Here is a 25731-nt window from a genome sequence, read left to right on the forward strand (position 1 = left end):
AGGGGGTTATTCTTTTGGCTTTTCAAGATGAGTACAAAGTAAAATCGTCCATGCAAGTAGGTGACAAAACCTACAAGTACTATCGTTTGCAAGGTTTGGAAGATCAAGGAATCGGTGAGGTATCTAAATTACCTTTCTCCATTAAAATCTTGTTGGAAGCTGCAGTTCGCCAATTTGATAATCGTGCAATAACAAAGGAGCATGTTACATCTCTCGCAAACTGGACGAAGGGCCGTGACAGTAATCAAGAGGTTCCACTAATGCCTGCTCGTATCGTTCTTCAAGACTTTACCGGTGTACCTGCGGTTGTAGACTTGGCTGCTATGCGTGTGGCAATGAAAAACAATGGTGGAAATCCTCGCCGTATCAACCCACTTGTCCCAGTGGATTTGGTAATTGACCACTCCGTTATGGTTGACTCATTCGGTTCAGCAGATTCTTTGGCAACAAACATGGATTTAGAATTTGAACGCAATGAGGAGCGTTACCGCTTCCTACGTTGGGCACAAACGGCATTTGATAATTTCCGCGTCGTGCCACCTGCTACAGGTATTGTTCACCAGGTTAACCTTGAGTACTTAGCATCTGTTGTTGCTAATCGCGAAGTGAATGGCGAAACATTTGCTTATCCAGATTCCTTGGTAGGTACGGATTCTCATACTACAATGATCAATGGATTAGGCGTACTTGGTTGGGGTGTCGGCGGTATCGAGGCAGAAGCTGGTATGCTTGGACAACCGCTTTACTTCGTTACTCCTGAGGTCGTTGGTTTTAAATTGACTGGTACTTTAAAAGAAGGATCTACCGCAACTGATCTAGCTCTTACCATCACACAAATGCTTCGTAAAAAAGGCGTTGTAGGTAAGTTCGTTGAATTCTATGGTTCCGGTCTATCTAGTATTTCTCTTGCTGACCGTGCAACCGTTGCCAATATGGCTCCAGAGTATGGTGCAACAATGGGCTTCTTCCCAGTTGACCATCTGACTCTAGATTATATGCGTCAAACAGGTCGCAGCGAAGATCTGATCAAACTAGTTGAAACATATACCAAAGCCCAGGGCTTATTCCGCACAGATGACACAGAAGAGCCTGTTTATTCCGAAACGCTCTCTCTTGACTTGTCTACAGTAGTACCAAGCCTTGCTGGACCAAAACGTCCACAAGACCGTATTGAACTAACTAATATGAAAGAATCCTTTAACTCCATCATCCGCACTCCGATTGAAAAAGGTGGTTTCGGACTAAGTGATGAGAAGATCTCTACTTCTGCTGAAGTTACCTACACAAACGGGGAAAAGGCTGAATTGAAAACAGGTTCCGTGGTGATTGCTGCGATTACTTCCTGTACAAATACGTCTAACCCTAGCGTAATGCTATCTGCTGGTATCGTAGCGAAAAAAGCGGTAGAACGTGGCTTAACCAAACCAGCTTTCGTTAAGAGCTCTTTGGCACCTGGTTCTCGCGTAGCAGCTCAATACTTAGAAGATGCGGGGCTAATCGATTCTTTAAATAAAATTGGCTTTAATATTGTAGGCTTTGGTTGCACCACCTGCATTGGTAACTCTGGTCCATTGCCTGTGGAGACCAGCCAGGCTATTGCTGATAACGATCTAACGGTAGCGGCTGTACTATCTGGTAACCGCAACTTTGAAGGTCGTATTCATGCTCAGGTGAAAGCGAACTACTTAGCATCACCTCCATTGGTTATCGCCTACGCATTAGCTGGTACAGTAAATATCGACTTAACCACAGAGCCTATCGGTATTGGCAACGACGGTAAGCCTGTATATCTAAAGGATATCTGGCCAACTCCAGCTGAACTGGATGAAGCTATGAAAAAAGCAACGAATCCAGACCTGTTCCGTGCTGAGTACGAGCATGTATTTACAGCAAATGAACGCTGGAATAAAATTGACGCTCCTACTGGAGATCTATATGAGTGGGATAGCAAGTCTACCTACATTCAGGAGCCTCCATTCTTTAAAAATCTTGAAAAAGAAGCTGGTCATATCGGAGAAATCAAAGGTGCTCGCACTTTAGCACTCCTTGGTGATTCCGTAACAACCGACCATATCTCTCCAGCTGGTAACATCACACCGACTAGCCCTGCTGGTGTCTATCTGCAAGCAAACGGTGTAGAACGTAAAGACTTTAACTCCTATGGTGCTCGTCGTGGCTCTCATGACGTCATGATGCGTGGTACGTTTGCCAACATCCGTATTCGTAACCAAGTAGCTCCAGGTACAGAAGGTGGAGTAACGAAATATCTTCCTACCGATGAAGTGATGTCAATCTATGATGCATCTATGAAATATCAAGCAGACAATAAAAACCTGGTGGTTATTGCTGGTAAAGAATATGGTACTGGAAGCTCCCGTGACTGGGCTGCGAAAGGTACATTCCTGTTAGGTGTCAAAGCTGTTATCGCTGAAAGCTTTGAGCGTATTCACCGCTCTAACTTGGTAGGTATGGGAGTCCTTCCGCTTCAATTCTTGGAAGGTACTAACTGGCATACGCTTGGATTAACAGGTCGTGAAACCTTTGATATTATTGGTCTAAGCGATAATGTTCAACCAAGTCAGCTTTTGAAAGTTGTAGGTACTCGCGAAGATGGCTCTACATTTGAATTCGAAACCATCGCTCGTCTAGATAGTACAGTTGATATCGACTACTATCGAAATAGTGGTATCCTTCAAACAGTTCTTCGCCAATTGTTTAACGAAAGCAAGTAATGTTTCTTCATTTGATATGACTTATACGAAATCCCCTGCTGATAAGTGGGGGGATTTTTTATACAATACTTTAAGGAGTAGAGAAAATAAGCTTGCAGCATATGCTATACAGAAACTAGAACAACTGTCTGAAAAAATGCATAACTTCCTTTTTCCTTTATTATGAAAAATGTAGTAAACTATTGTTGGAACAAAACGGCTTGTACTAGAAAGGGGATGTGTTTTATGAGAAATATCATTGTCGAAAATCTAATTGTTGGTGGGGATCACAGAGAATCCTGTTAACACGGGCATATTTCCTAAAACTGGATTCTTCTGTGGTCATGTCTGAGCTTTATACATGATTAGAGGAGGAGTCCTACCTTGGATCTCAAAACATTAGGCTGGAATCAATATTTTGAACAACATTTTGCATCATATTCTGATCCTACATTTATTGTGGGCCGGGTTACATTAGAACATAAACGTATCTATCGCGTCATGACTGAAGGTGGCGAACTACTCGCTGAAATTAGTGGAAAAATGCGGTATCAAGCTTTTGATCGAGAAGATTATCCAGCAATAGGAGATTGGGTCGTAATGCAACCTCGCTGGAAAGAGCAAAAAGCTACGATTCATGCTATTTTACCACGACAAAGTAAGTTTTCACGTAAAGCGGCTGGTAATGCTCTCGAAGAACAGATCGTAGCAGCCAACGTAAATACCGTATTTTTAGTTAATGCTCTTAATCAAGATTTTAATCTACGTCGTATTGAGCGTTATCTGCTAGTCACATGGGAATCTGGAGCTACTCCTGTTATTGTGCTTAGCAAAGCCGATCTATGTGAGGATGTTGAGAGCAAGATCGCTGAAGTGGAATCCGTAGCATTTGGGGTACCGATTTATGCGATTAGCTCTATAGCTCATCAAGGATTGGAGCAGATTCTTCCCTATGTTCAAACTGGGCAAACAGTTGCCTTACTTGGATCATCTGGGGTTGGAAAGTCCTCATTAGTCAATGCATTAAGCAATCAACAGCTCCAGGTTGTACAGGAAGTCCGTAGCGGTGATGATCGAGGAAAGCATACGACCACCCACCGAGAGTTGTTCTTGTTACCTTCTGGAGGGCTAATGATTGATACTCCAGGGATGCGTGAACTCCAACTTTGGGATTCCAATGAAGGTTTAGCAGATACCTTTAAAGATATAGAGGAGCTGGCAGAACGCTGTCGCTTCTACGATTGCAAGCATACAACAGAACCAGGATGCGCCATTCAAACTGCGCTAGAGGATGGATCGCTCACAGACAAGCGTTATCAAAACTATGAAAAGCTACAACGCGAGCTAGCCTTTCTAGCACGTAAGGAGAACAGACAAGCACAAACTGCCGAAAAGAATCGCTGGAAGAAGATAACGAAATCTATGCGTGATGCGCCTAAAAAGCGATAGCCCTGTACGATTCTTTGTCTTAAATAAAGAAAAAGGACTCGAGCCAATTCACTCGAGTCTTTTTTTATTCCTACACAAGCATTTTGCCCATTCGAAATGCCGCATGCATGATGGGTGCAGCAATTTCCTTCATCTTCTCTTCTGTTAATCGGCTGGACGGCCCCGAAACAGACAAAGCGGCAAATACTTTTCCCTGCTTGTCATAAATGGGGGCAGATACAGCTGCCGCCCCTACCTCCCGTTCTTCACTACTGGTGGCAAATCCGACTTGCTTAATCTGCTCTAGCTGCTCTTGGTATTGATGCTTCTCTACCGAATCAGGCCAATTTGGAGCCATTAATAGTTCTTGTAACAATCTCTGATCAGCAAACGCCACCAGCACCTTACTGGAGGCTCCTACCGTCAACGACATTTTAGCCCCCACAGGAGCAACTCTTCTAATCGGTTGGTTGCTTTGAACTGCCTGAATGCGAATTCGTTCTAGCCCGTCTATGACATACAAGCTCACCGTTTCTCCTAATAGATCGCGAAGCTTCTCCATCTCTGGCAATAAAATAACTGCTGGATCATCCTCACGGGTCAAATTAGCTGATAATTCCCATACTCGAAATCCCAAACGGTACTTTTCAGTTTGAACGTTGCGTTGTAAAAATCCCTTGCTTTCAAGTGCGGCCAGCAACCGATGTACAGTACTTTTATGCAAACTAATCCGAGAAGCGATTTCACTTAATCCTAATTCCGTTGCATCCGTAAAACAAAGTAGGACATCTAACGCCCTTTCTACGCTACGAACGGTTGCCTTGGGTTCTTCCATGACTATTCCCTTCCTTCTCACGGTCGTTCCACCTAGTGAAACCATGTTCTATTTTTATAAGTATAACCGATTTATTGACCGCTGTAACCCTTTTTCCCTTTCAAAAAAACAGTGATCTCCTCCTCGTAAGCAGATCACTGTTGTATACCTTTTAAGCTTTCTCTTGTTTACTGTACCTCCATGGTTATACCTGGATTGTAGCGTTTGAGATAATAAAATATCTCCTCTTTTTGTAAAACCTTATGCTCAGTTAGCATGTTGTGCTGCGTAAGATATTCAGATAAAGCTTTTGTTCCTTTTCCCATACGGCGAATAGCGGCGTCAGGAGTCGTCAGCATGGCAGGTACCAACAGCTGATAGTACCATGTTCCCCTCGCTTCCTCCGATACATCTACCGAAAGCTCGATATCAGGATGTTCAAAGGCAAACAGTGTGTCAAATCGTTCAGAGGTTGTCAGTTCTTGGGTTGTAGGAATCGAGATACGCCATACAGAAAGATAGTACTCTTCATTAAATAGCGCCAGCTCATCTGTAACAAGCTGGTATGACTTTCGATCATGATTCACTTCCATTTTACAACCTCCTAGTAGTTGGCAGCTTTTCTGGATTTCTAAAATAAATTACTTCCTTCCCCTAACGCTTGGGCATCCTCTGCCGTAATTAATACCGTACGGGGCTTACCTCCATTTTGTCCTGCAACGTAACCGCTAGCCTCCATCATTTCAATTAAACGAGCAGCACGATTATATCCGATACGGAATCTACGTTGTAAACTTGATGCCGATGCCTGCCCTTGTTCGGCTACAAATACGAGGGCTTCATGGAACAGTGGGTCATCTCCCATCTCAATTGATGAGACTTGTGCCTCTAATTCTTCCCTAGTAAAAATATATTCGGGCTTACGTTGTTTCTTGATTACAGATGTCACTGCATCAATTTCGTCATCATTTACATAATTTCCTTGCAAACGAATCGGAGCCGTTCCACTTTCCAAAAAGAGCATGTCCCCTCTTCCAAGCAATCGTTCTGCTCCACTCTGATCCAAAATCGTACGAGAATCAATTTGAGAGAAAACAGCAAAAGCAAGGCGTGTCGGAACGTTAGCTTTGATATTTCCAGTGATGATATCTACAGATGGACGTTGCGTAGCCAGCAATAAATGAATACCACAAGCTCGTGCCTTTTGGGCAATACGGATAATACAGTCTTCAACATCCTGCGGTGAGACCATCATCAAGTCGGCCAGCTCATCTATAATAATGACAATATACGGCAATTCATCCTCTGTCGTTTGGTTGTAGCGTTCAATATCCCGAACACCAGCCTCGACGAAAAGAGTATAACGTTTTTCCATCTCTTCCACAGCCCATTTGAGAGAAGCAGTTGCTTGTTTAGCATCTGTAACAACTGGAGTAACCAAATGCGGCAGATTATTATAAGGTGCCAATTCTACCATTTTCGGATCGATAAGCAATAATCGTACTTGTTCTGGTGTAGACTTAAATAACAAACTAATAATAATCGAATTGATACAAACACTTTTACCTGATCCAGTAGACCCTGCCACTAAGCCGTGTGGCATCTTTTTAATATCAGCTACGATTGGCTCTCCACCAATATCCATCCCTAGTGCTATAGCGAGTGGCGAAGGATGGTTCTTAAATTTGTCAGATTCCAGTATCCGGCGAATAAATACAGGCTCACTTTTACTATTCGGAACCTCAATACCGACCGCATTTCGTCCAGGAATCGGAGCTTCTATCCGAATATCCTTAGCAGCTAAATTTAATTTTATATCATCCGAGAGACCAGTAATTTTATTTACTTTAACTCCAGGTGCTGGCTGTAACTCAAAGCGTGTTACTGATGGACCTTTGACTATATTTACTACATTTGCATTTACATTAAAGTTACTGAGGGTTTCCTCTAGTAATTTCTTTTGCTCCAATGTGTGTTCGTAATCATCTTCATTTAAAGCCACAGTAGGAGTTAATAGAGCGGTCGTCGGAAATTCATACATTGGCCATTCTTCGGACAAGTCCTCACTCTCAGATGCAAGCTGTTCCGATTGATTTTGACTAGTATAGGGGGATACTCTTTGCGTTACTTGCCCTACTAGCTCTGACTCTGCTGAGTACGATGATTGAAAAACAGGTTCTTCGGTCTGGGCAGAGTATGATGTTGGTGTTTTCAGCTCTTCCACAGATTGTGCCTGTTCCGCTCCAGCTATCTCTACTTCATCAGTGGTTCTGCCCTCTCCCGCTGCCACATAGGAAAAGGGAATAGGTAAGATTGGTTTCTTTTCCTCTACCTTTCTCTCCGTGCCCGGTATTGAAAAGTCGTGTACATGCTCCTGTTGCTCTATATCTACGAGTTCGTTAGAGACAGCTGGCTTATATCGCTCAGCCTGCTCCATTACCTCTGGTTTAACAGCAACCTGTGACGCTTCTGACTGAGCTTGCTCTATTACCTCTGGTTTAACAGCAATCTCTGACGCTTCTGGCTGAGCTTGCTCTATTACCTCTGGCTTAACCGCAACCTCTGGTGCTTCTGACTGAGCTTGCTCTATTATCTCTGGCTTAACAGCAACCTGTGACGCTTCTGACTGAGCTTGCTCTATTACCTCTGGCTTAACCGCAACCTCTGGCGCTTCTGACTGAGCTTGCTCCATGACCTCTGTTTTAACAGCAACCTCTGGCGCTTCTGACTGAGCATGCTCTATTATCTCTGGTTGAACAGCAGCTTCTGACGCTTCTGGCTGAGCTTGCTCTATTACCTCTGGTTTAACAACAGCCTCTGACGCTTTTGGCTCTGTACGCTGTACTTCCTCTTTTACGCTTAGCTCAGGCATTCTCCCTTGCCTTGCTGCTTGTAATCGTTGAGCTGCCAAAGCAGCAGCCTGCTCTCTCAAAGAATCGATTTCTAGCTTTTCTTGCTCCTGGTGGTTTTCCTCCTGAACCGATTCTCCCACCGTTACAATCACGATCTGCCCGTCTTCGTTAATTCGAGCTTGTCGAACCTGCTCACTTTTAACTGTGTTATCTCCCTCTTTAATCTTCCCGTAGATCGGAGAGAACAGCTCTGTGGGTGCAAAAGGTTTTTTGGGTCTGTATGGCTCAGACTGATTATAATCTTCCTTTAAAGTAGAGCTAGCCGTATGCCCCTCTTGATAAGTAGCTTGAGCAGGTCTACTGTATCGAGAATCTGGTTCCTTCTGTTGCCCTCGGCGCGAGTAGCTATCTGTAATAGGTTGTTCTAAAGAATCTTCTTTCCATCTCTGACGACCTTCTGACTCAGAAACAATTCGTTCCTGTTGCGTGAAAAGATAATCTGTATTGTTCTTACTTTCTCTTGAATCCCACAGGCCCTGTTCACTTTTTTGTTGATTTCGTTGATACTGCGATGGCATTTTATCAGAAGCCATATCAGTCAAATGCCTTTTGCTTTTCCTCTGTTTTTCAAATTCACCGTCTGATACTACAGGAAACCGGAAGAACCGTGGACGCGTTCTTTCCATGAACTCGTTTAGCTCCTGCTCGTTATGATTGCGTGGGTAAATATTTTTGGTGCGCGCTTTCGTAGAAGAAGTCTGCCTCGCTTGACGGCTAACAAATTCTATCGGTTGCTCTTCATCTATAGGAACGTGTTTAGCTTCCCGATTATCGCCCTGCTCATTTACCTCTACTTCTACCTCTACTTCCATCATCTCTTGCCAAAATTTCTTTAGACGATCAAACAAACTAGCCATCTCTACTAGTCCTCTCTTCCTCTCTTAATTTAGAAAAGCTGGCTTTTCTGTCCTTTTCCACTATGTAACTGGCTGCTTTTCCCGCTAAACTTCAGAGAAGCGATATTGAGGAATCACTTTATTCCTCATCCTTCTGCTTCCTATGCTGCACAGAAGGGTACATTATCCATTTTATCACGAATTGTGCAAAGAGAGGCGTCAATTCAATTTTTTGAACAAATTTCGAAACCATCTGGATTCTCATGCGTATAACCATGTGAAGGAAATTATTTTCCAACCTAGAATATTCATCCAAGACTACCCAATTTGAAAAGAGGTGCTTTTTTTTATGAAGAAAACAACTGTAGGAGCTGCTGTACTGGCATCATCTGTTTTAGTAATGACAGGTTGCTCAACCGATGGAGCGATGCTTCGAGATGCAACTGTGAATAGTTTGGATAAAGGAAGCTACAATCTTGCTGGTTCCTTTAAACTAACTGGTAATTTTGATGAAGTTTTGAAAAAACAAAAGACATTAACAGATGAACAAGTAGGAATTCTGGAAAGTGTGAAAGAAGGCATTTCGTTTGAAGGCGTTCAAGCCGACACGACAAGTGCTAAATTAACAATGACTCTAAACAATGATAAGGCTTTACGTGACCACAAAGTATGGGAAAGTAAAGACAAGGCATCTCTTGAAATGATTGTTGATAAGCAAGATATCTACGTGAAATCTCCTGTCGATAAGAAATATTTGAAATATGCACAAGATATGCAATTGGCTGATACAGCTAACATAGATCCAGCACTTTTGAAAAAATTTAGCGAAGATGTAAACAAACTCTCAATGAAATTCGCTAACAGTTATATCAAAGGCTTTGACTTTAAAGGCTCTTCTGTAAAAAGCAAAGGCGAAGAAACTGTTAAATTACCAAATGGTGAGGAATTAAAAGCAACTCACTTGACAGTTGAGCTTGATACGAAAAACCTAATTGAATTAGCTTACTACATTGCAAAAGATGCAACTGTTAATCCAGAAGTTCGCTCTTTCGCTATTGATTTGACCACAATGGCTACCAAGTTCTCTGATCAAGCTATTGAGGCTAAGAAAACTCTTCTGAAAGACGAAGAATATCGTAAACAAGCTACAGAGCAAGTAGACCTAATGGTGGCTGCTGCGAAAGTCGGCATTTCTGACTTCGAAAAAGAAAATAGCCCTGAAAAACTAGTAGAACTAGCTAAAACAGAAGGCGGACTACAAAGCCTGAAATTAAAACTAGACTACTGGATCGACAAAGATAAATTACCGGTACGCTCTACTGTAACAGTTGATGTTACCATGAAAGATCCAAAAGCTACTGATAAAGATACAACTCCAATTACGTTTGGTTTTATTGGCGATAGCTACCAATGGAACTTTGGTAAAGCAACACCATTCGTAGTTCCTGGCAAAAACGATGCAATCAACTTCTCCGATCTAGCTAAAGATAAAGATGCAATCAAAAACTTTGATGAAAAAGGCTACTTCCATAAGATCATTAAAGAAGTACAAGCACAAGAAGAAGAAATGAAAAAATTAGAAGCTGAAATGGAAGCATTAGAGGCAAAAGAAAAAGCAGAACAAGCTAAAGAAAAAGCTACAGAAGCAAAACCAAAAACTCCTGAAACAAAAACAAAATAATAAGTAGCTTTTGTAAGAAAAGACCGTAGAGCCATTTGATAAGCTCCCCTTAAAGTAGACAGGTGAAATAATAAAAACCTGCTGCTCTAAGGGGAGTTTTTTCATGCATAAAAAATGGAGTGCGCAAGAGAAATTGGCGGTGTTACAGGAAATTGAAAGAAGCCAAATAGGATTGGCGGCTGCCGCCAAAATGTATGGTATCGGAAAAACAACATTGATCGAATGGAGAGATCGTTATGAGTTAAACGGATTTGAAGGGTTGGAACATCGAATCTGTAACAGAAGTTACTCTGCGGATCTCAAGATCCAAGCGGTTAAAGATTATCTATCTGGGGCATTATCTCAAAGTCAAATCATCCGAAAGTACAAAATTGCTTGCCGAACCCAACTCCGTCGTTGGATTCAGAAGTATAATGATCATAGCAGCTTAACATCGTATTATGGGGGAGCAAAAGCTATGACAAAGGGTCGGGCTACAACATGGCAGGAACGGATAGATATTGTTCAGTATTGTCTTGCACATAACTATGACTATCAGAAGACCGTGAGCCAGTATCAGGTCTCTTATCAGCAAGTATACCAGTGGGTTAAAAAGTATGAGAATGGCGGTCAAGATGCGTTACAGGATGGTAGGGGGCGTAAGAAACCGGAGGAAGAACTAACTGAAGCGGATCGGCATAAGCTCGCCATGAAGAAGCTGGAATATGAAAATGAGCGCCTTCGCGCGGAGGTTGCTTTCTTAAAAAAGTTACAGGAGTTCCAAAGGAGGCGAACTTAGGCCAACATCGACAGGTAAACATCTATCTTGCCATACAAGCCGTTCATCAAGAAAAGGCATGTAGTGTGCAGGAATTGTGTGAAATTGCAAAGATCCCTCGGTCAAGCTATTACAAATGGCTGAATCGCAAGCCTAGTGCGCGTGAGTTGCAGAACCAACAGCTTACCGCAGCCATGGTCTCGTTGTATAAGAAGGTTGATGGTATCTACGGGTACCGTCGGTTAACCCTTCATTTGCGTAGAGAGACCGAACAACAGATTAACCATAAGCGCATACAACGCCTTATGAAGCTAAAGGGAATCCAAGCGGTCATCCGTAGAAAGAAAAAGAATTATGCACGCTCCACTCCACAGCATGTCGCTGAGAATTTGTTAAACCGTCAGTTTCATGCAAAGGCACCGAATGAGAAATGGGTAACGGATGTAACGGAATTCAAATACGGCAGAGGTCAGAAGGCATATTTAAGCGCTATTCTAGATCTGTATGATAACACCGTAGTTTCGTATGTTTTAGGACATGCCAACAATAATAATCTTGTATTTCAAACCGTCGAATTAGCCATAAAAGCGGCGCCAGGAAGCAAGCCTATGCTTCATAGTGATCGTGGTTTTCAATATACCTCTTTAACTTTTAAAAAGTTATTTGCAAAGAAGATAACCCAGAGCATGTCCCGTGTTGGCAGGTGTATTGATAATGGTCCGATGGAAGCGTTCTGGGGAATCCTTAAATGCGAAAAATATTATTTACATTCATACAGTACCTTTGAGGAGCTGAAGAAAGATATTGATACCTACATCTACTTTTACAATAACGAGAGATTACAGGCAAAACTAAACGGCCTCAGTCCAATAGAATTTAGGACCAAGGCCGCTTAACGATTTTTTATTTTTTGTACTGTCTACTTGACGGGGTGCAGTTCAATTTCCTCTACGGTCTTTCTTGATATATTACGCGAGTAGATATCCTTTTTCTACCGCACTGTTAATCAACTCTTCGGCATATGTCCAGAGTGATTCAGAGCCTTCCTGAATCGGTTGTTTCACTCTCTTAATCACTTGCTCCCTAGTAATGTGATTGGTTTTCCAGGTAGCCCCTTCTGTGTAGTAATTAAACAACAGGGGTTGAAATCGATCAAGAGCGGCAGCAAATCGGGCTTCCGGGGTAATTCTTTGTTCAAATTCTTCCCACAAACCCTTAAACTCCAATTCCTGATCCTCAGGTAATAAGGCATAGATTCTTTCGGCAGCAGCTTGTTCTCGTACTTCTTTGTCAAGATTCCCCGGATCATCGTACACATATGTATCCCCCGCATCAATCTCCACAATATCGTGCAATAATAGCATTTTTAGCACTCGTAACAAATCCACCTCTGTATCACTAGCATGCTCTTGTAAAACTGTTGCTAACATCGCTACATGCCATGAATGCTCGGCGTCATTTTCACGCCTAGAGCCATTCAATAGTAAGGTCTGTCGGTAGATATGTTTCATTTGATCAATTTCTCTTAAAAATTGGAGCTGCTGTTCAATTCGTACTCCTGTTTGATTCAAATTCATGTTCTTCTCCCCTCTACCTTTTCTGGTTGTAAGCGCTGTATTTTTTACAGATGATTCAAACTTTTCTTGCTTATAATATCATTCATTAAAAGGAAGTGTAGGAAAACCTCCCGTTATATACAGGAGGTTCTTCTTTCCTTTATTAAAGAGAGATTCGGTAAAAGCCCCTACTTTCCTTTTTAATGAGATGAAAGTACTGTATCAACCTGGTCAGAAACCAGTGTTCCTAGATTTTCGCCTTCACAAATCCGCTTCATTACATGCTTTTTATCAAAGTTAAAGACATGGATAGGTAGAGCATAATCACGGGCCAAGATGATGGCAGATTGATCCATTACCTTCAATCCTTGGCGAATCACATCATCATAAGAAAGCGATTCGTACAGCTTTGTTTTTGCCAAAATACGTGGGTCTCCATTGAGCACTCCATCTACACCATGCTTTGCAACTAGGATCGCATCTGCTTCCATTTCTAATGCTCGTTGGACAGCAGGATAATCTGTCGTGACATAAGGCTGACCATTTCCACCAGCAAAAATAATGACATGTCCTTTCTCTAAATGATGCATCGCTCGCAGACGAATATAAGGCTCTGCAACTGAATTAATTGGATTAGCAGTCATCACACGTACCTCATGATCTGTTCTGTTGTTCAACACACCTCGGAGCATCAGACTGTTAATAACGGTTGCCATCGTCCCGATATTGTCTGCTTCCACTCGTCCAATAGCCCATTCATTAGCCATATTCCCTCTAAAAATATTGCCTCCACCAATGACGATAGCTACCTCCACGCCTAACTGTAACAGCGCCTCTACTTCATCCGCAATGTGTGTCAGTTTACTTGGTTCAAAACCAAATCCCTTGTCTCCAGCTACAGCCCCACCACTTAATTTGACCAATACACGCTTATATCTTGGCATAGCTCTCCCCCTTAGTTTGTGGAAGAATTCCTTTCGTATTGTAATCAGAAATTAGGGGTTTTGGCAATCTTTTCAAGAAAAAAATTAACTAACAATAATCTCGCATCATATTGCATAGCTCATTTTGCAATGCTCCCCCACTTACAATCATACTAACTAGACGTTCAGGATGGTATGCTTCATATGTAAAAGCTTCTGCACACCAACCAGTCATATTCGCTCCAGCCTCCTGTGCAATCAATACACCAGCTGCCACATCCATCATGTTGGTTTTTTCCATTACAATGTAATCAAGCCAGCCATTTGCCAGCAAACAGAAATCGAGTGCAGGAGAGTAATTTCTCATTAACCGTTTTGTATGTAAAAACAAATCTCTAGTGGTCTTTATTTCTTGCTCTCGTGTCAATGCCTCTCTGCCCCGAACGTAAGAACCTGTCGCGCGTGCGAGCTCATGTTTATTACTTACATGCATAGGATTGCCATTTAAATAGGCTCCTTTGCCCTTTTCTGCCCAAAACAGTTGGTCAGCTATCGGATTGTATACCACTCCTACTATTAGCTCTCCACGGTGCTCTAGAGCAATTGAAACAGAAAAATAAGGATGTCCTACAAAGAAATTATTGGTTCCGTCCATTGGATCAATCACCCATAAATACTCGTTACCCCGACTAATTGTCCCGATTTCTTCAGAGTAAATAGAGTGATCTGGAAAATGGCGATGAAGCACTTCAATAATACGACTTTCACTCTCTCTATCTTCTACTAGCTTTACATCATTGTGCGATTCCAATTCAGGGAACAACTGTTGTGAAAAACGCTGCCTTAAATAAGCTCCTGCTGTAAGTGCCGCCTCTTTAGCAATTTCTAGCATAACTGACTCTCCTCACTCTTTCGCTGTTCATCTTGAACATCTATATCTTTTCATTCCAGATTTTACATTAGGTTCGCTAGATTCTTCCCCGATCAATAATTACAAAGGTTCCAGTACCATGTGCAATGAGACGCTCCTGATCATCATAAACAGATCCCTCCATTATGGCCATCAATCCACCTTTATGAATCAGTTTAGCGACTGATGTTAGCTTCTTACCTTTCCCGGGGCGTACATACCGTATTTGCAGATCGCTCGTAACAGCAGCCTTCCCCTCTTTGGCCATTACTTTATTTATCAGAGACCCCATGGTGTTATCAATTAACGTGGCTGTAACACCACCGTGAACAATCTTTAGGGAGTTATGCATATATGGAGTGATCGGAACTTCAAATTGATAGGTTCTTTCATCAATAAAAGTTCCTTGTAATCCTAAGAAACCGGATAGATAAGCACTATTCCGTTCACGCTTCTGCTTAATTGCTTGTATCGCTAAACGAAGAATTTCTCGTTCCTCATCCGTTCCCTCCGTCATGATTTGTTGCCACTCTTCCTGCATCTAATAAAGCCCCCTTTACTAATACTATCCTGACATTTTAATATAGGTAATGACCTTCTACGATCATACAAAAAAAGTAGTAGAAACAAAAGCTGACATATGAAAACATGGGTAATCCTATCCCTGAAAAGAAAAACAGGCAATCTGTTTCCGATATCAATCGGATCAAGACCGCCTCCTTGGGATAACTATATTATAGTTTCAAATGTATTGCCTATATGCATGCAAGGTTAATATTTTAACTCCTGAACTTGCGGATTCGTGCTTGAAATTGGTACAAGACTCTTTTTCGGGCGCGATGACCAGTAGACACCCAAGAGCACGAGCACTCCACCTACAATCTGAGAAAAGAGCAGTTCCTCTCTCAAAAACAACACAGCAAACATAGTAGCAAAAACCGGTACTACATTCATAAACGGTGAAGCTTTTGTTGGCCCTAAAAAGTGGACTGTCTTGGTCCAGCAAAAGAAAGCAATTACCGATGAGAAGATGCCCAAGTATGCAATTGACCATAGATTCTCCCATAGGAATAATTGAACGGGACGAAAGCTTACTTCCACCATCATCAATGGTACGGAAGTAAGTACACCAGCAAAGACAATCAGAGTAAACCCAATCAAGCCTGGTAACCGATCCGCTGTTTTACGCAACATAACAGAATAAATGGCCATTAAGACATTACTTAATATCAACACGATATCGCCATTATTTAGTCGTATGTCAGCAAAGGTACCGATGTGTCCTTTGCTAACAATCCACAAAACTCCCAGCAACGATAAAAGAATGCCTATTATTTGGTTGCTATTAATTCTTTCATGTAGCATAAAGTAAGCTACGATAGTGATAAAGATTGGCGATAAAGATGAAAGTAAAGATGCATTTACCGTGTTGGTATGCTCCATCCCCCAATATACCAGTCCCGTAAATAAAGCAATTCCCAAAAAACCCATTAACAATATTTCTCTCCAAAATTTCAGATAAAATTCCCAATTTTCACACAATGATTTCCATGTAAAAGGTAATAGTACGATAAGAGCAAACGACCAACGTAAAAATCCAAGGGTAAACGGCGGTACATGATGTAAAATATTTTTTCCAACTAAAAAATTACTTCCCCATAACAAAGTAGCTAGCAGGGGAATCAAATAGACGATTCGATTAATTTTTATACCTTGAGTACCCAATCTGATTCCCGTCCTTCCATCAAATATGTAGAACTTGTTACAATCATGTTTGTTCCGTTGTTATTGTATCACCAAGAAACGCTGTTTTAGGTATATCTGAATTTTTTAAAAATTACGCGTTTATTCATTGCTTTCATACACAAAAGCGTTTGTGTATTGAGTTATTACAATGTTTATGCACATATCAAATAAGATTTAAGTGAATTATATATACATAATAATGAATAATTATACCTAAATAACAAAAATAAAACCCGCGAAACAAGTTACTGTTTCACGAGCTTTCCATTCTGTTTCAACATGTTTTTTTACATGATTCGCATATGATTAAACGGATAGTATAAAAAGATACCCTTACCTATCACTGCTCTTTTTTCAACAAATGGTGTTGGCCATAAATGAGAATCAAAACTGCCATTCCGATTATCTCCCAAAAAGAAGTAGTGATTTGCTGGGACATGCACAGGAGCGAAATCATAATTCATTGCTTCCTTTAAATAAGGCTCCTCTATCTTTACACCGTTACGATACAAGAAACCATGTTTCACCTCGATGGTATCCCCCCCTTTTCCAACTAAGCGTTTAATAAACAAATCCTTGTTTCCCTGTATAGGGGGAGCAAACACAACAATATCGCCATATTGGAAATTTTCTGGGTTGGATATTTTCTCAATGAAAAGACGATCATTCACTTGCAAAGTAGGAACCATGGACGTAGATGGAACATAAACTGCTTGGACCACAAACGTACGAATTGTAAAGCTCAGCACTAGAGCAATTGCTATTATGGGTAACCACTCTCTAATCCATTTTGGTAATTTCTTCATGATAAATATCCCTCCTCTTAAGTATACGTGCAACAGACTCAGTCGATTTCACTCTTTGTCACTTTTCCTCATGTCCGAAATGAACAAATGTTCAGATCATTTTGCTTGTTTCATGCTTTCGTGTAGTGCTACAATAGTGAAAATACTTGGATAGGGTGTTGTCGTAGGGCTTCATTCCCACATTAAAATAACTCTTACGATATCTGAACCATACTGGAGGATAGGCGACATGAGACAAAGAAGCGATATGATCAAAAAAGGTTTTGACCGAGCTCCACATCGGAGTTTACTACGAGCAGCAGGTGTACGAGAAGAGGATTTCGATAAACCTTTTATTGCCATCTGCAACTCTTATATAGATATTATTCCTGGCCACGTCCATTTGCAAGAGTTTGGTAAGATTGTAAAAGAAGCCGTCCGTGAGGCAGGCGGTGTTCCTTTTGAGTTTAACACAATTGGAGTAGATGATGGAATTGCCATGGGTCATATCGGGATGCGTTATTCTTTACCAAGCCGAGAATTGATCGCTGATAGTTTAGAAACGGTAGTTTCGGCTCATTGGTTTGATGGTTTAATCTGTATTCCGAATTGTGACAAAATTACACCAGGTATGATTATGGGAGCTTTACGTGTTAATATTCCAACGATTTTCGTCACAGGTGGTCCAATGAAAGCAGGAAAAACGAGCGATGGACGCTCGATCTCCTTGTCCTCCGTCTTTGAAGGCGTAGGAGCCCACCAAGCAGGCCTAATTGATGATGATAAGCTATTGGAATTAGAACAATACGGTTGCCCAACCTGCGGCTCCTGTTCAGGCATGTTTACAGCCAATTCGATGAACTGCTTGGCTGAAGCTTTGGGAATTGCCCTACCAGGAAATGGTACCATCTTGGCTACTTCACCTGAGCGTCGTGAACTAGTTAAATCTACTGCAAGTGCGCTGATGAATTTGATTAAACATGACATCAAAATGCGCGATATTGTGACACTGGATGCACTAGATGATGCCTTCGCTTTAGATATGGCGATGGGTGGGTCTACAAATACCGTTCTGCACACATTAGCCCTCGCCCATGAAGCTGGCTTTGAATATCCGATTGAAAGAATCAATCAGGTAGCTGAACGCGCTCCTCATCTATGCAAGTTAGCCCCTGCCTCCGATTATCATATCGAGGATTGCCATAACGCTGGTGGCGTGTCCGCAATTTTACGGGAACTAATGAAACGAGAAGGAATTTTGCATCCTGATCGCATTACTGTAACAGGTAAGACACTACGTGAAAATGTAGCTGAAGCAGCAATCTTAGATGAAGCTGTTATCCATTCTCTTGAGCAACCATATAGTGAACGTGGTGGACTTGCTGTTCTGTTTGGCAATATAGCCCCAGAAGGTTCCATCATTAAAACAGGAGCAGTGGATTCTTCCATTAAAAAGCACGTGGGGCCAGCTATTTGCTTCGACTCTCAAGAAGAAGCTTTAGAAGGCATCGCGAATGGAAAAATTAAAGAAGGACATGTTGTAGTTATTCGTTATGAGGGACCAAAGGGTGGTCCAGGTATGCCAGAAATGCTTGCACCTACTTCTCAGATTGTCGGGATGGGGCTTGGTACTAAGGTTGCTCTAGTAACAGATGGACGTTTCTCGGGTGCTTCCCGTGGAATTAGTATTGGTCATGTTTCACCCGAAGCTGCTGAAGCAGGACCGATTGCATTTGTCCACGACGGAGATATCATCAGCATAGATATGGAAGCACGTACCATACAGCTAGAAATTTCTGTCGAAGAAATGGCAAAACGCAAAGAAAGCTGGACAGGATTTGAACCAAAAGTAAAAACGGGCTATCTAGCTCGATATTCTAAGCTAGTCACCAATGCATCAACTGGTGGAGTATTAAAAATCTAACGTTGATACTCGGGCTTCCCTTTCAAAAGGGGGGCCTTCTTTTTATCCTAAACAAACAGAATGGCAACAAAATTAACTTGAAACCAGCGTCCATGCATAATAAAGTAGAAGAGTTAGACCCCAGATGATCGCAAATGCTCGCAAGGAGGTTTTTATGCGTTTACGCAATATCCCAGGTGCAGAAGATATGCTGCGCCAATTTCCAACCTATGTAGATAATCCTAGTCAATATAAGGGGAAATGGTCAGACTGCTTTGGCAATAACAATCCTATTCATGTTGAGATTGGTAGTGGTAAAGGACGTTTTATTAACACATTAGCAGCTCGCTTTCCCTCAATCAATTTTATTGCTATCGAGTTAAAAGCAGAAGTGCTGTATCGCACAGCCCAACGTACGGAACAAAAGGAAATTCCTAATCTAAAATTAGTTCAATTTGATGCATTCAAAATTACAGAACTGTTTGAGCAAAAAGAACTAGACCGGATTTACTTAAACTTTAGTGATCCATGGCCTAAAAAACGTCACAGTAAACGCCGCCTGACGCATTTTTCCTTTTTGCGTCAATATCGAGCTGTGCTAAAACAAGACGGAGAAATCCATTTAAAAACGGATAATCAAAATCTGTTTGAATTCTCTCTAAATCAATTCGCTAACGAATTGTTTCAATTACGTCATATCTCATTTGATCTTCATTCATCTGAACAAGCCGCAGCTAATGTGATGACAGAATATGAAGAACGTTTTTCCAATCGTGGACAACGTATCTTCCGCACGGAGGCTCTTTGTAAACCAGTTGCACCCACGAATCGCCCGTCTACAGACGAATAGCTGACTCTCCACTCATATTCTTGACTTACCGTATAAATCACTAATCGAAGCAACCATTCTTCTGAATGGTTGCTTTTTGGTATATGATCACCATAATGTCAATAATATTCCACATATAATGATATACCGATTCTATTTATCTGAAAAATAAAATAACTAATAAATTGGGAATAGTTGCTTACACTTTTTTGCATTCAAACTGTTTCATTTTCTCAAATTTAGTGTAAAATTTCCTAAGTAAGCAATAAAAATCCAAGTATTTATTTGTTAACTAGTTTTATACAGTATATATTTCCCATTAATTACTTATAATATATGATGAATTGTATATTTTACAAAATTTTGAAATTTATTGAACAGCACTTTTTCAGCAGATAACTACTTTACAAATCAAATAAAAAGAGTAAAATAATAATTGCTGAAGGACTTTTGTGCTGACTGGTCAATACAAAAAATATATGTACTTTGGAAGGATAGGTGGACTCTATGAAAAAACAACTAATTTTAGGTATGACTGTACTAGCCTGTGCATTCTCTGCGTCTTCTGTATTCGCTGCTGAGGAGAACGCAACAAAAAACGAAACAATGGCACCACAATCATTTTTTAACGTTCAAGTAGCACCACAAACAGTTGCACCTGCATCTGTTATTATGCCAACTGAATTTACTAGTAGCACTACAAAAGGTGAAGTAGTAAATTTCTCTATCTTTGCTCCAGTTTCTGCTCCTATTCAAGTAACAGAAACAAATGCGCCAGCAACTGGTAATCAAACTGAAACAAAAGGTGAAGTTTTTAATAGCACAGTAATTTTCGGATAATTACATGCTGTAAATATTCTCTCTTTTTCACCCTCTTTTTAATAAAAACTGGTCATTAGCCCCCACTTGTTGGGGGCTCTTTTTTATCATATGTACCACCATACAAAAAATAAAAAAACGCGTAGCATCATTTCTACGCGTTTTTTTATATAACTCCTCTATGAGCTGTACAGCTATTCTACTTATTCTTCTAGCTGACTTACTTCTTCAACTTCTCTTTCCTCTTCCGGGTGCCAATGATCCAATACTTTGCCTTGAAGGACACGCCCTTCAATAAACTCGATCTGATTGGCTGAAAAACAGGTTTTCCATTCTACATGAAGCTCTTCAGCCATCTTCACCACCGTTAGCAGCTCTGACCAAGCCACATATCGCTTATACCAGAAAAATTGTGGCTGTTCATTCATATATGGATACAAATCATCAAACTCTGTATGTTTACAGTCAAGAGCCCGTTCAAAGTGAACTTTCGCGTGTTCCAGTTTTTCCTGGAAGTAAGATTGCAAATCCTTTTGAGAAAGGGTAGACACATGAATCCCTCCAGTTTTCCATTTACAGTTTCGTTGTATGTAAATCATCATCCGAATTACCAACAAAACTTATATCACCATTCTAACACGCACTGTAGTCTGTGAAAATAGTCATAATCTTGTCAATCTAACTATATGAAATGCAACAGTATATCCTGCCTATGAAGAAAGGCAACCGACCTATGTTCCGGTTGCCTTTTTCAGATCTTTGTTCGTTACCTTTTTACATTCATATTTCTATATAAGTTAATTCCAGGGTTCTTGTTAATTACCCGTTCCTTGTTGATAGGGATCAACTGATTGATTAGGATCTGGAATATCGGCTGGTCTTTGATTATTAGCATTGGGATCAACACCATTGCCTGAAGAACCATTTCCTTGTCCGTTGTCTTGATTATTTCCTCCGTTATTACCATTTGGTAAACCCTGAGGTGTCGAATTACTATTTTCACCGTTATCGACATTGCCATTGCCTTCTTGCTCAGCAGATCCATTTGAACCGTTATTCGGAGATTGATCACCATCCGTTGAATTATTGTTATCTCCGTTATTGTTCTCCTCATGCTGATTTTCACCATTTTGCAGAAGCTCTTCTAACTGTTTGGTACTTACTTCACCAATATTAGATGGACTTCCAGGGTTACCATTCTCATCATACGGTACAACAAAATATTTGTATAAGACACCTTCCTTAACCGGATCAACAAAGGTTTTGCCACCTTGTTTAGATGATACCTTTTCAGCAGACTCAGGATTATTCAAATAGCGCATCACATCATAACCCGTCGTTTTTTCGTTGGCATCATCCCACATTAATAAGGCTACTGGTTGAGATCCTTCAATTGTAAGTCGAACGGAAAGAGCAGGTGGCGTGGTTTCTACTTCTTGATTCTCTTCAACCTCTTGGCGGTCGCTTACTCCATTTGGTCGTTCAAAATCTATTGGTTTTTCATTCTTTAATGCATCTTGCATAATGACGCTAAACATGTGTGCCGTCTTACTGCTTCCATCATACATGATGTGGCCTTCATCCTCTTTCGGGAAGCCCATCCAAATCGAGCCAATATACCTTGGGTTGTAACCAACAAACCAAGCATCCTTATTTGCCTTTGAGCTTAAGGCTGATTGTGTGGTTCCCGTTTTACCTGCTACAGGCCAATTTTTCATTTTCGCACTCGTACCTGTACCGCTTTGAACAGCATTACGTAGTAGCTCGTGCATTTCCCAAGCCGCATTAGGTGAAATAGCTTGTGTTTCTTTTACAGGTCTAGTCTCTTCTTTTCCTGTTCTGAGATCTTTAATTTTATCAATGGCATGAGCTTCTTTTACCTTACCGCCATTTGTAAATGCCGTATACGCTTGTGCCATCCGCAATGGTGACGTTCCTTTATGCAAACCACCCAATGCAATCGATAAATTACGATCGGTTGGGTCAAGTGAAATCCCGAAATCCTTGATATACTTCAATGAAGTATCGATTCCAATTTCATTTAACAACCAGACGGTAGGAACATTGAGTGACATCTGGACAGTTTTATCCAAACGTATAGACTCGCTGTATTGGTTATTCCAGTTTCTTGGTTCATAGCCATTAAAGCTTTGACGCTTGTTACTCAACATAGAGCCTGCATGCCATTTACCCGTATCTAATGCTGGTGCAAAAACAGCTAGTGGTTTAAAGGATGAACCAGGCTGATGCAAGCTTAACGCATTATTCCAGCCCTTATGCACATAGTTACGACCACCTACAATACCAGCAATACCACCAGTTTTAGCATCGACGACTACCATTCCGGCTTCGACCTGATTCGTTTTCCCATCCTTTGGGAAGTTCTTAGCATTAGCAAAGTTCTTCACCATTGCATCCTGTACATCCGTATTTAGCGTAGTGTAGATTTGATATCCTCCGCTATATAGTTCATTTTCAGCAATACCGTAACGTTCTTCGGCCTCATCAACTACGTAATCAAGAAAAGCTTGATACGCCTTATTTCCCCCAATGGACTTTTCAACAGGAAGAGGTTCTTGTTGAGCCATTTCTTTTTCCTGCACTGTAATGATTCCTTGTTCCGCCATTAAGCGAATAATTGTATCACGACGTTCTTTTGATTTCGTCGGATTCTTAAATGGTGAATAGATAGAAGGGCCCTTCGGAATCGCTGCTAGCTGGGCAATTTCAGCCGTAGTTAGAGTATCTAAGTGTTCCGCCTTTTCCTTGCCAAAGTACAGATTAGCAGCAGCCTTTATTCCATAAGCACCATGACCTAAATAAATTTTATTTAGATACATTTCCATAATCTGATCTTTCGTGAATCTGTTCTCTAGGTTAATTGCAATACTAACCTCTTTCGTTTTTCGCCAGAATGTTTTTTCGTGGGAGAGAAACACATTTTTCGCTAGCTGCTGGGTTATTGTACTTGCTCCTTCTACTGCACTACCCGCTCGAATATCCTTCCAAATCGCTCCACCGATTCGGATCATATCTACACCATTGTGGTCAAAAAAGCGTCTATCTTCTACAGCCACAAATGCTTGCACCAACTTTTCAGGCACTTTGTCGATTGTGACGTATTCACGATCTTCTAGAACATACAATTTTGATAGTTCTTTACCATTCACATCAATAATTTTGGTTGCTTCCAGTTTAATGTCTCTTAATTTATTTTCATCCATATCAACCATTTTACCACCCGCATATAAGAGGGCGAAGTAACCTCCGATGACGGATAAAATTAAAAAGACTGCAAATCCAATGATAAGCAATATCCATTTATTTACTTGTTTTTTCTTTCTTTTCTTCTTGGCTTGAGCCATACATTACCTCCAGATTTCTTTCCTCTCTCCACCTTTTTAGACGATTAAGTCAAAAAAAAGTTTCTGACCCGAAAAAATGCAGCATCTAATTAGTACCTGACCTCGGTTCTTTTTGATCAGTTCATTATCTCCAATAGTTGGCTGTCTGTGCAGTCATAAAGCTGTAGCAAACGCTCATAGGGATCATTGCCACCCAGTTGAAAATAGTGAACAAAAGCAGGCTCCGTCTTATATCCCTGCTCCTTCAAAAATCGAATATCAGCACGTGCCGAATCCTTTGCCAACTGTAGCATTCGTCCTTCAACAATCATATGTCGATACGCATTCTGCAATCGTACGGGGATAGATTGACCAAAGATTTCAATTGGCCACTCTTGATATGAGAATGATAGAACGATGGCTCTTCCCCCTCGTAGTTCATCTACAAACTCCAGTTGAAAATCTGCACAATCTCCATACATATTTACAACCTGCTGAGTAAACTGATCAATCTCAGAACGATCCACCTGACAAATAATATCAAGGTCACTTGTCGCTATATCAATTCCAAGTGGAATCGTCCCTGTTAGCACTGGATCGTAAATAGATAACTGATTGAACAAATCAAGCTCCTGTAACACAATAAATGCTTGCTTTTGTCGTTCAGTGCCTGTTTGTAAATAGTCTGGCTTGTCTAGATGTATCATGTATATTCACCTGCTTTCCAAAATTGAACCACAGATACAAAACAGCCACTCTACCATGATAGTATAAAGTGGCTGTTTTGCACCAAACAATTCCTGCCAAAAGAAGATCATTTACAGGCTCATCTAGTGAAGAAAAAAAGCTTCAGAATATATCAGTTACTTCCTTTTAATGAACAGCAGCCTTAGCATGCCGTGTCTGTTGCTTACTTAGGATCAAGGGTGGAACAATAATTCCCAGTAAAATTAGCAAAATACCGCTCCATTGTAACATGCTTACATGTTCTCCTAATACGGTTACAGAAGCAATAACTGCGGCAGGTAATTCTGCTGCACCAAGAATCGTCCCCAATCCAGAACCAACTTTTGGTACACCTACAGAGAAAAAAACAACGGGAATAATAATACCTAATGAAGACAATGCCAAGCCATACATCCACAAACCCTGTCCCAAAGTTCCATCTACTAAAAAAGTTGGTGAAAAAACTGAGAATACAACAATCACAGCTGTTGTCACCATAGTTAAGCTTTTCGTAAAAACAGGAACATCCAGCCCCAATCGACCACTCGCAAAAATATAGAGCGCAAAAGTAATCGCCGATAATAAGCCATATACTGTACCCGCTAACGTAAGTGATTCAAATCCACGATCTAGTAATCCTCCTGCAAGAACTGTTCCCGCAAGCAATACAACAATAGAAAAAACCTTTTCCTTGCTAGGTTTTTTCCTATCAACAATAGCTTCTAATAAAACACCAAGCCAAGTAAACTGAAATAATAGGACAACCGCGATAGACGCAGGTAATTGGGCTACAGATAAATTATAAAAGATTGTGGTACCACTTAAGGCGAAGCCACCTACTATCAATTGTAAAATGGAGCGTAAATACACACGCTTTCTATTAAACAACAGTGTAAGAATGATTAGCAGTAACCATCCAATAAAAAATTGACTTCCTACGAGCTGACTTACCTGAAAGCCTTCCTTCATACCTAGCTTAATAATGGTCGACAAGCCTCCATAGCTACAAGCTCCTAAAAAAACCAACAGAGCATATTTAAGCATTCTTGTT

General features: G+C 40.9%; 21 protein-coding genes. 8 read left to right on the forward strand and 13 right to left on the reverse strand.

The window, feature by feature from the left end; all coding sequences use genetic code 11:
- Nucleotides 1–14: 14 nt before the first annotated feature.
- Together acnA and rsgA are read left to right on the forward strand one after the other, a co-directional pair.
- A complete protein-coding gene (acnA, locus tag BrL25_RS06260; RefSeq protein WP_018672688.1) occupies nucleotides 15–2732 on the forward strand; it encodes an aconitate hydratase AcnA in 2718 nt (905 codons plus the stop codon).
- Nucleotides 2733–3095: 363 nt separating this feature from the next.
- Nucleotides 3096–4160 carry a ribosome small subunit-dependent GTPase A gene (gene rsgA, locus BrL25_RS06265; protein ID WP_018672687.1) on the forward strand — a complete coding sequence of 355 codons (1065 nt, stop codon included), beginning with the start codon at nucleotides 3096–3098 and terminating at the stop codon, nucleotides 4158–4160.
- 70 nt (nucleotides 4161–4230) lie between these two features.
- On the opposite strand, the gene BrL25_RS06270 is transcribed toward rsgA, so the two are convergent.
- The 3 genes from BrL25_RS06270 to BrL25_RS06280 all read right to left on the reverse strand — a co-directional run bounded on the left by BrL25_RS06270 (nucleotide 4231) and on the right by BrL25_RS06280 (nucleotide 8722).
- Nucleotides 4231–4974 (reverse strand): IclR family transcriptional regulator, encoded by a 744-nt coding sequence (locus BrL25_RS06270; RefSeq protein WP_018672686.1) that lies wholly within the window; start codon nucleotides 4972–4974, stop codon nucleotides 4231–4233.
- A 167-nt stretch (nucleotides 4975–5141) separates the two neighbouring features.
- Nucleotides 5142–5546, reverse strand: coding sequence for a hypothetical protein (locus BrL25_RS06275; RefSeq protein ID WP_018672685.1), 405 nt, complete (start codon nucleotides 5544–5546; stop codon nucleotides 5142–5144).
- A gap of 38 nt (nucleotides 5547–5584) precedes the next feature.
- Nucleotides 5585–8722: a DNA translocase FtsK gene (locus tag BrL25_RS06280; protein WP_018672684.1), complete on the reverse strand. Its 3138-nt coding sequence runs from the start codon at nucleotides 8720–8722 to the stop codon at nucleotides 5585–5587.
- A 328-nt stretch (nucleotides 8723–9050) separates the two neighbouring features.
- Between BrL25_RS06280 and BrL25_RS06285 the strand changes: the two genes are divergently transcribed.
- From BrL25_RS06285 to BrL25_RS06295, 3 genes are all read left to right on the forward strand, one after another.
- Nucleotides 9051–10382 (forward strand): hypothetical protein, encoded by a 1332-nt coding sequence (locus BrL25_RS06285; RefSeq protein WP_018672682.1) that lies wholly within the window; start codon nucleotides 9051–9053, stop codon nucleotides 10380–10382.
- Nucleotides 10383–10485: 103 nt separating this feature from the next.
- A complete protein-coding gene (locus tag BrL25_RS06290) occupies nucleotides 10486–11160 on the forward strand; it encodes a helix-turn-helix domain-containing protein (RefSeq protein ID WP_018671105.1) in 675 nt (224 codons plus the stop codon).
- Nucleotides 11161–11180: 20 nt separating this feature from the next.
- Nucleotides 11181–12035 carry an IS3 family transposase gene (locus BrL25_RS06295; protein WP_236848108.1) on the forward strand — a complete coding sequence of 285 codons (855 nt, stop codon included), beginning with the start codon at nucleotides 11181–11183 and terminating at the stop codon, nucleotides 12033–12035.
- 72 nt (nucleotides 12036–12107) lie between these two features.
- Here BrL25_RS06295 and BrL25_RS06300 read toward each other — a convergent pair whose 3' ends face one another.
- The 6 genes from BrL25_RS06300 to lepB all read right to left on the reverse strand — a co-directional run bounded on the left by BrL25_RS06300 (nucleotide 12108) and on the right by lepB (nucleotide 17080).
- Nucleotides 12108–12716: an HD domain-containing protein gene (locus tag BrL25_RS06300; protein WP_018673676.1), complete on the reverse strand. Its 609-nt coding sequence runs from the start codon at nucleotides 12714–12716 to the stop codon at nucleotides 12108–12110.
- A gap of 179 nt (nucleotides 12717–12895) precedes the next feature.
- Nucleotides 12896–13639, reverse strand: a complete 744-nt coding sequence (pyrH, locus tag BrL25_RS06305) for a UMP kinase (protein WP_018673677.1) — start codon at nucleotides 13637–13639, stop codon at nucleotides 12896–12898.
- Between the two features lie 88 nt (nucleotides 13640–13727).
- The gene (locus BrL25_RS06310) at nucleotides 13728–14510 is read right to left on the reverse strand and encodes an inositol monophosphatase family protein (RefSeq protein WP_018673678.1); all 783 of its coding nucleotides are present in this window, start codon (nucleotides 14508–14510) and stop codon (nucleotides 13728–13730) included.
- A gap of 76 nt (nucleotides 14511–14586) precedes the next feature.
- Nucleotides 14587–15069, reverse strand: coding sequence for a PaaI family thioesterase (locus BrL25_RS06315; RefSeq protein ID WP_018673679.1), 483 nt, complete (start codon nucleotides 15067–15069; stop codon nucleotides 14587–14589).
- A gap of 230 nt (nucleotides 15070–15299) precedes the next feature.
- Nucleotides 15300–16253, reverse strand: coding sequence for a DMT family transporter (locus BrL25_RS06320; RefSeq protein WP_018673680.1), 954 nt, complete (start codon nucleotides 16251–16253; stop codon nucleotides 15300–15302).
- A gap of 308 nt (nucleotides 16254–16561) precedes the next feature.
- Nucleotides 16562–17080 (reverse strand): signal peptidase I, encoded by a 519-nt coding sequence (gene lepB, locus BrL25_RS06325; RefSeq protein WP_018673681.1) that lies wholly within the window; start codon nucleotides 17078–17080, stop codon nucleotides 16562–16564.
- 229 nt (nucleotides 17081–17309) lie between these two features.
- Here lepB and ilvD point away from each other — a divergent pair, with 229 nt between their 5' ends.
- From ilvD to BrL25_RS06340, 3 genes are all read left to right on the forward strand, one after another.
- A complete protein-coding gene (gene ilvD / locus BrL25_RS06330; protein ID WP_018673682.1) occupies nucleotides 17310–18983 on the forward strand; it encodes a dihydroxy-acid dehydratase in 1674 nt (557 codons plus the stop codon).
- A gap of 154 nt (nucleotides 18984–19137) precedes the next feature.
- Nucleotides 19138–19812: a tRNA (guanosine(46)-N7)-methyltransferase TrmB gene (trmB, locus tag BrL25_RS06335; RefSeq protein WP_018673683.1), complete on the forward strand. Its 675-nt coding sequence runs from the start codon at nucleotides 19138–19140 to the stop codon at nucleotides 19810–19812.
- Nucleotides 19813–20298: 486 nt separating this feature from the next.
- A complete protein-coding gene (locus BrL25_RS06340) occupies nucleotides 20299–20631 on the forward strand; it encodes a hypothetical protein (RefSeq protein ID WP_018673684.1) in 333 nt (110 codons plus the stop codon).
- 182 nt (nucleotides 20632–20813) lie between these two features.
- Here BrL25_RS06340 and BrL25_RS06345 read toward each other — a convergent pair whose 3' ends face one another.
- The 4 genes from BrL25_RS06345 to BrL25_RS06360 all read right to left on the reverse strand — a co-directional run bounded on the left by BrL25_RS06345 (nucleotide 20814) and on the right by BrL25_RS06360 (nucleotide 25724).
- A complete protein-coding gene (locus tag BrL25_RS06345; RefSeq protein WP_018673685.1) occupies nucleotides 20814–21161 on the reverse strand; it encodes a hypothetical protein in 348 nt (115 codons plus the stop codon).
- 264 nt (nucleotides 21162–21425) lie between these two features.
- Complete coding sequence (locus BrL25_RS06350) at nucleotides 21426–23975, reverse strand: transglycosylase domain-containing protein (RefSeq protein ID WP_018673686.1); 2550 nt, start codon at nucleotides 23973–23975, stop codon at nucleotides 21426–21428.
- 116 nt (nucleotides 23976–24091) lie between these two features.
- Nucleotides 24092–24661, reverse strand: coding sequence for a DUF4269 domain-containing protein (locus BrL25_RS06355; RefSeq protein WP_018673687.1), 570 nt, complete (start codon nucleotides 24659–24661; stop codon nucleotides 24092–24094).
- A gap of 166 nt (nucleotides 24662–24827) precedes the next feature.
- Nucleotides 24828–25724, reverse strand: a complete 897-nt coding sequence (locus BrL25_RS06360; protein ID WP_018673688.1) for an EamA family transporter — start codon at nucleotides 25722–25724, stop codon at nucleotides 24828–24830.
- Nucleotides 25725–25731: the final 7 nt, after the last annotated feature.

This window comes from Brevibacillus laterosporus DSM 25 (assembly GCF_002706795.1).
GTDB lineage: Bacteria > Bacillota > Bacilli > Brevibacillales > Brevibacillaceae > Brevibacillus_B > Brevibacillus_B laterosporus.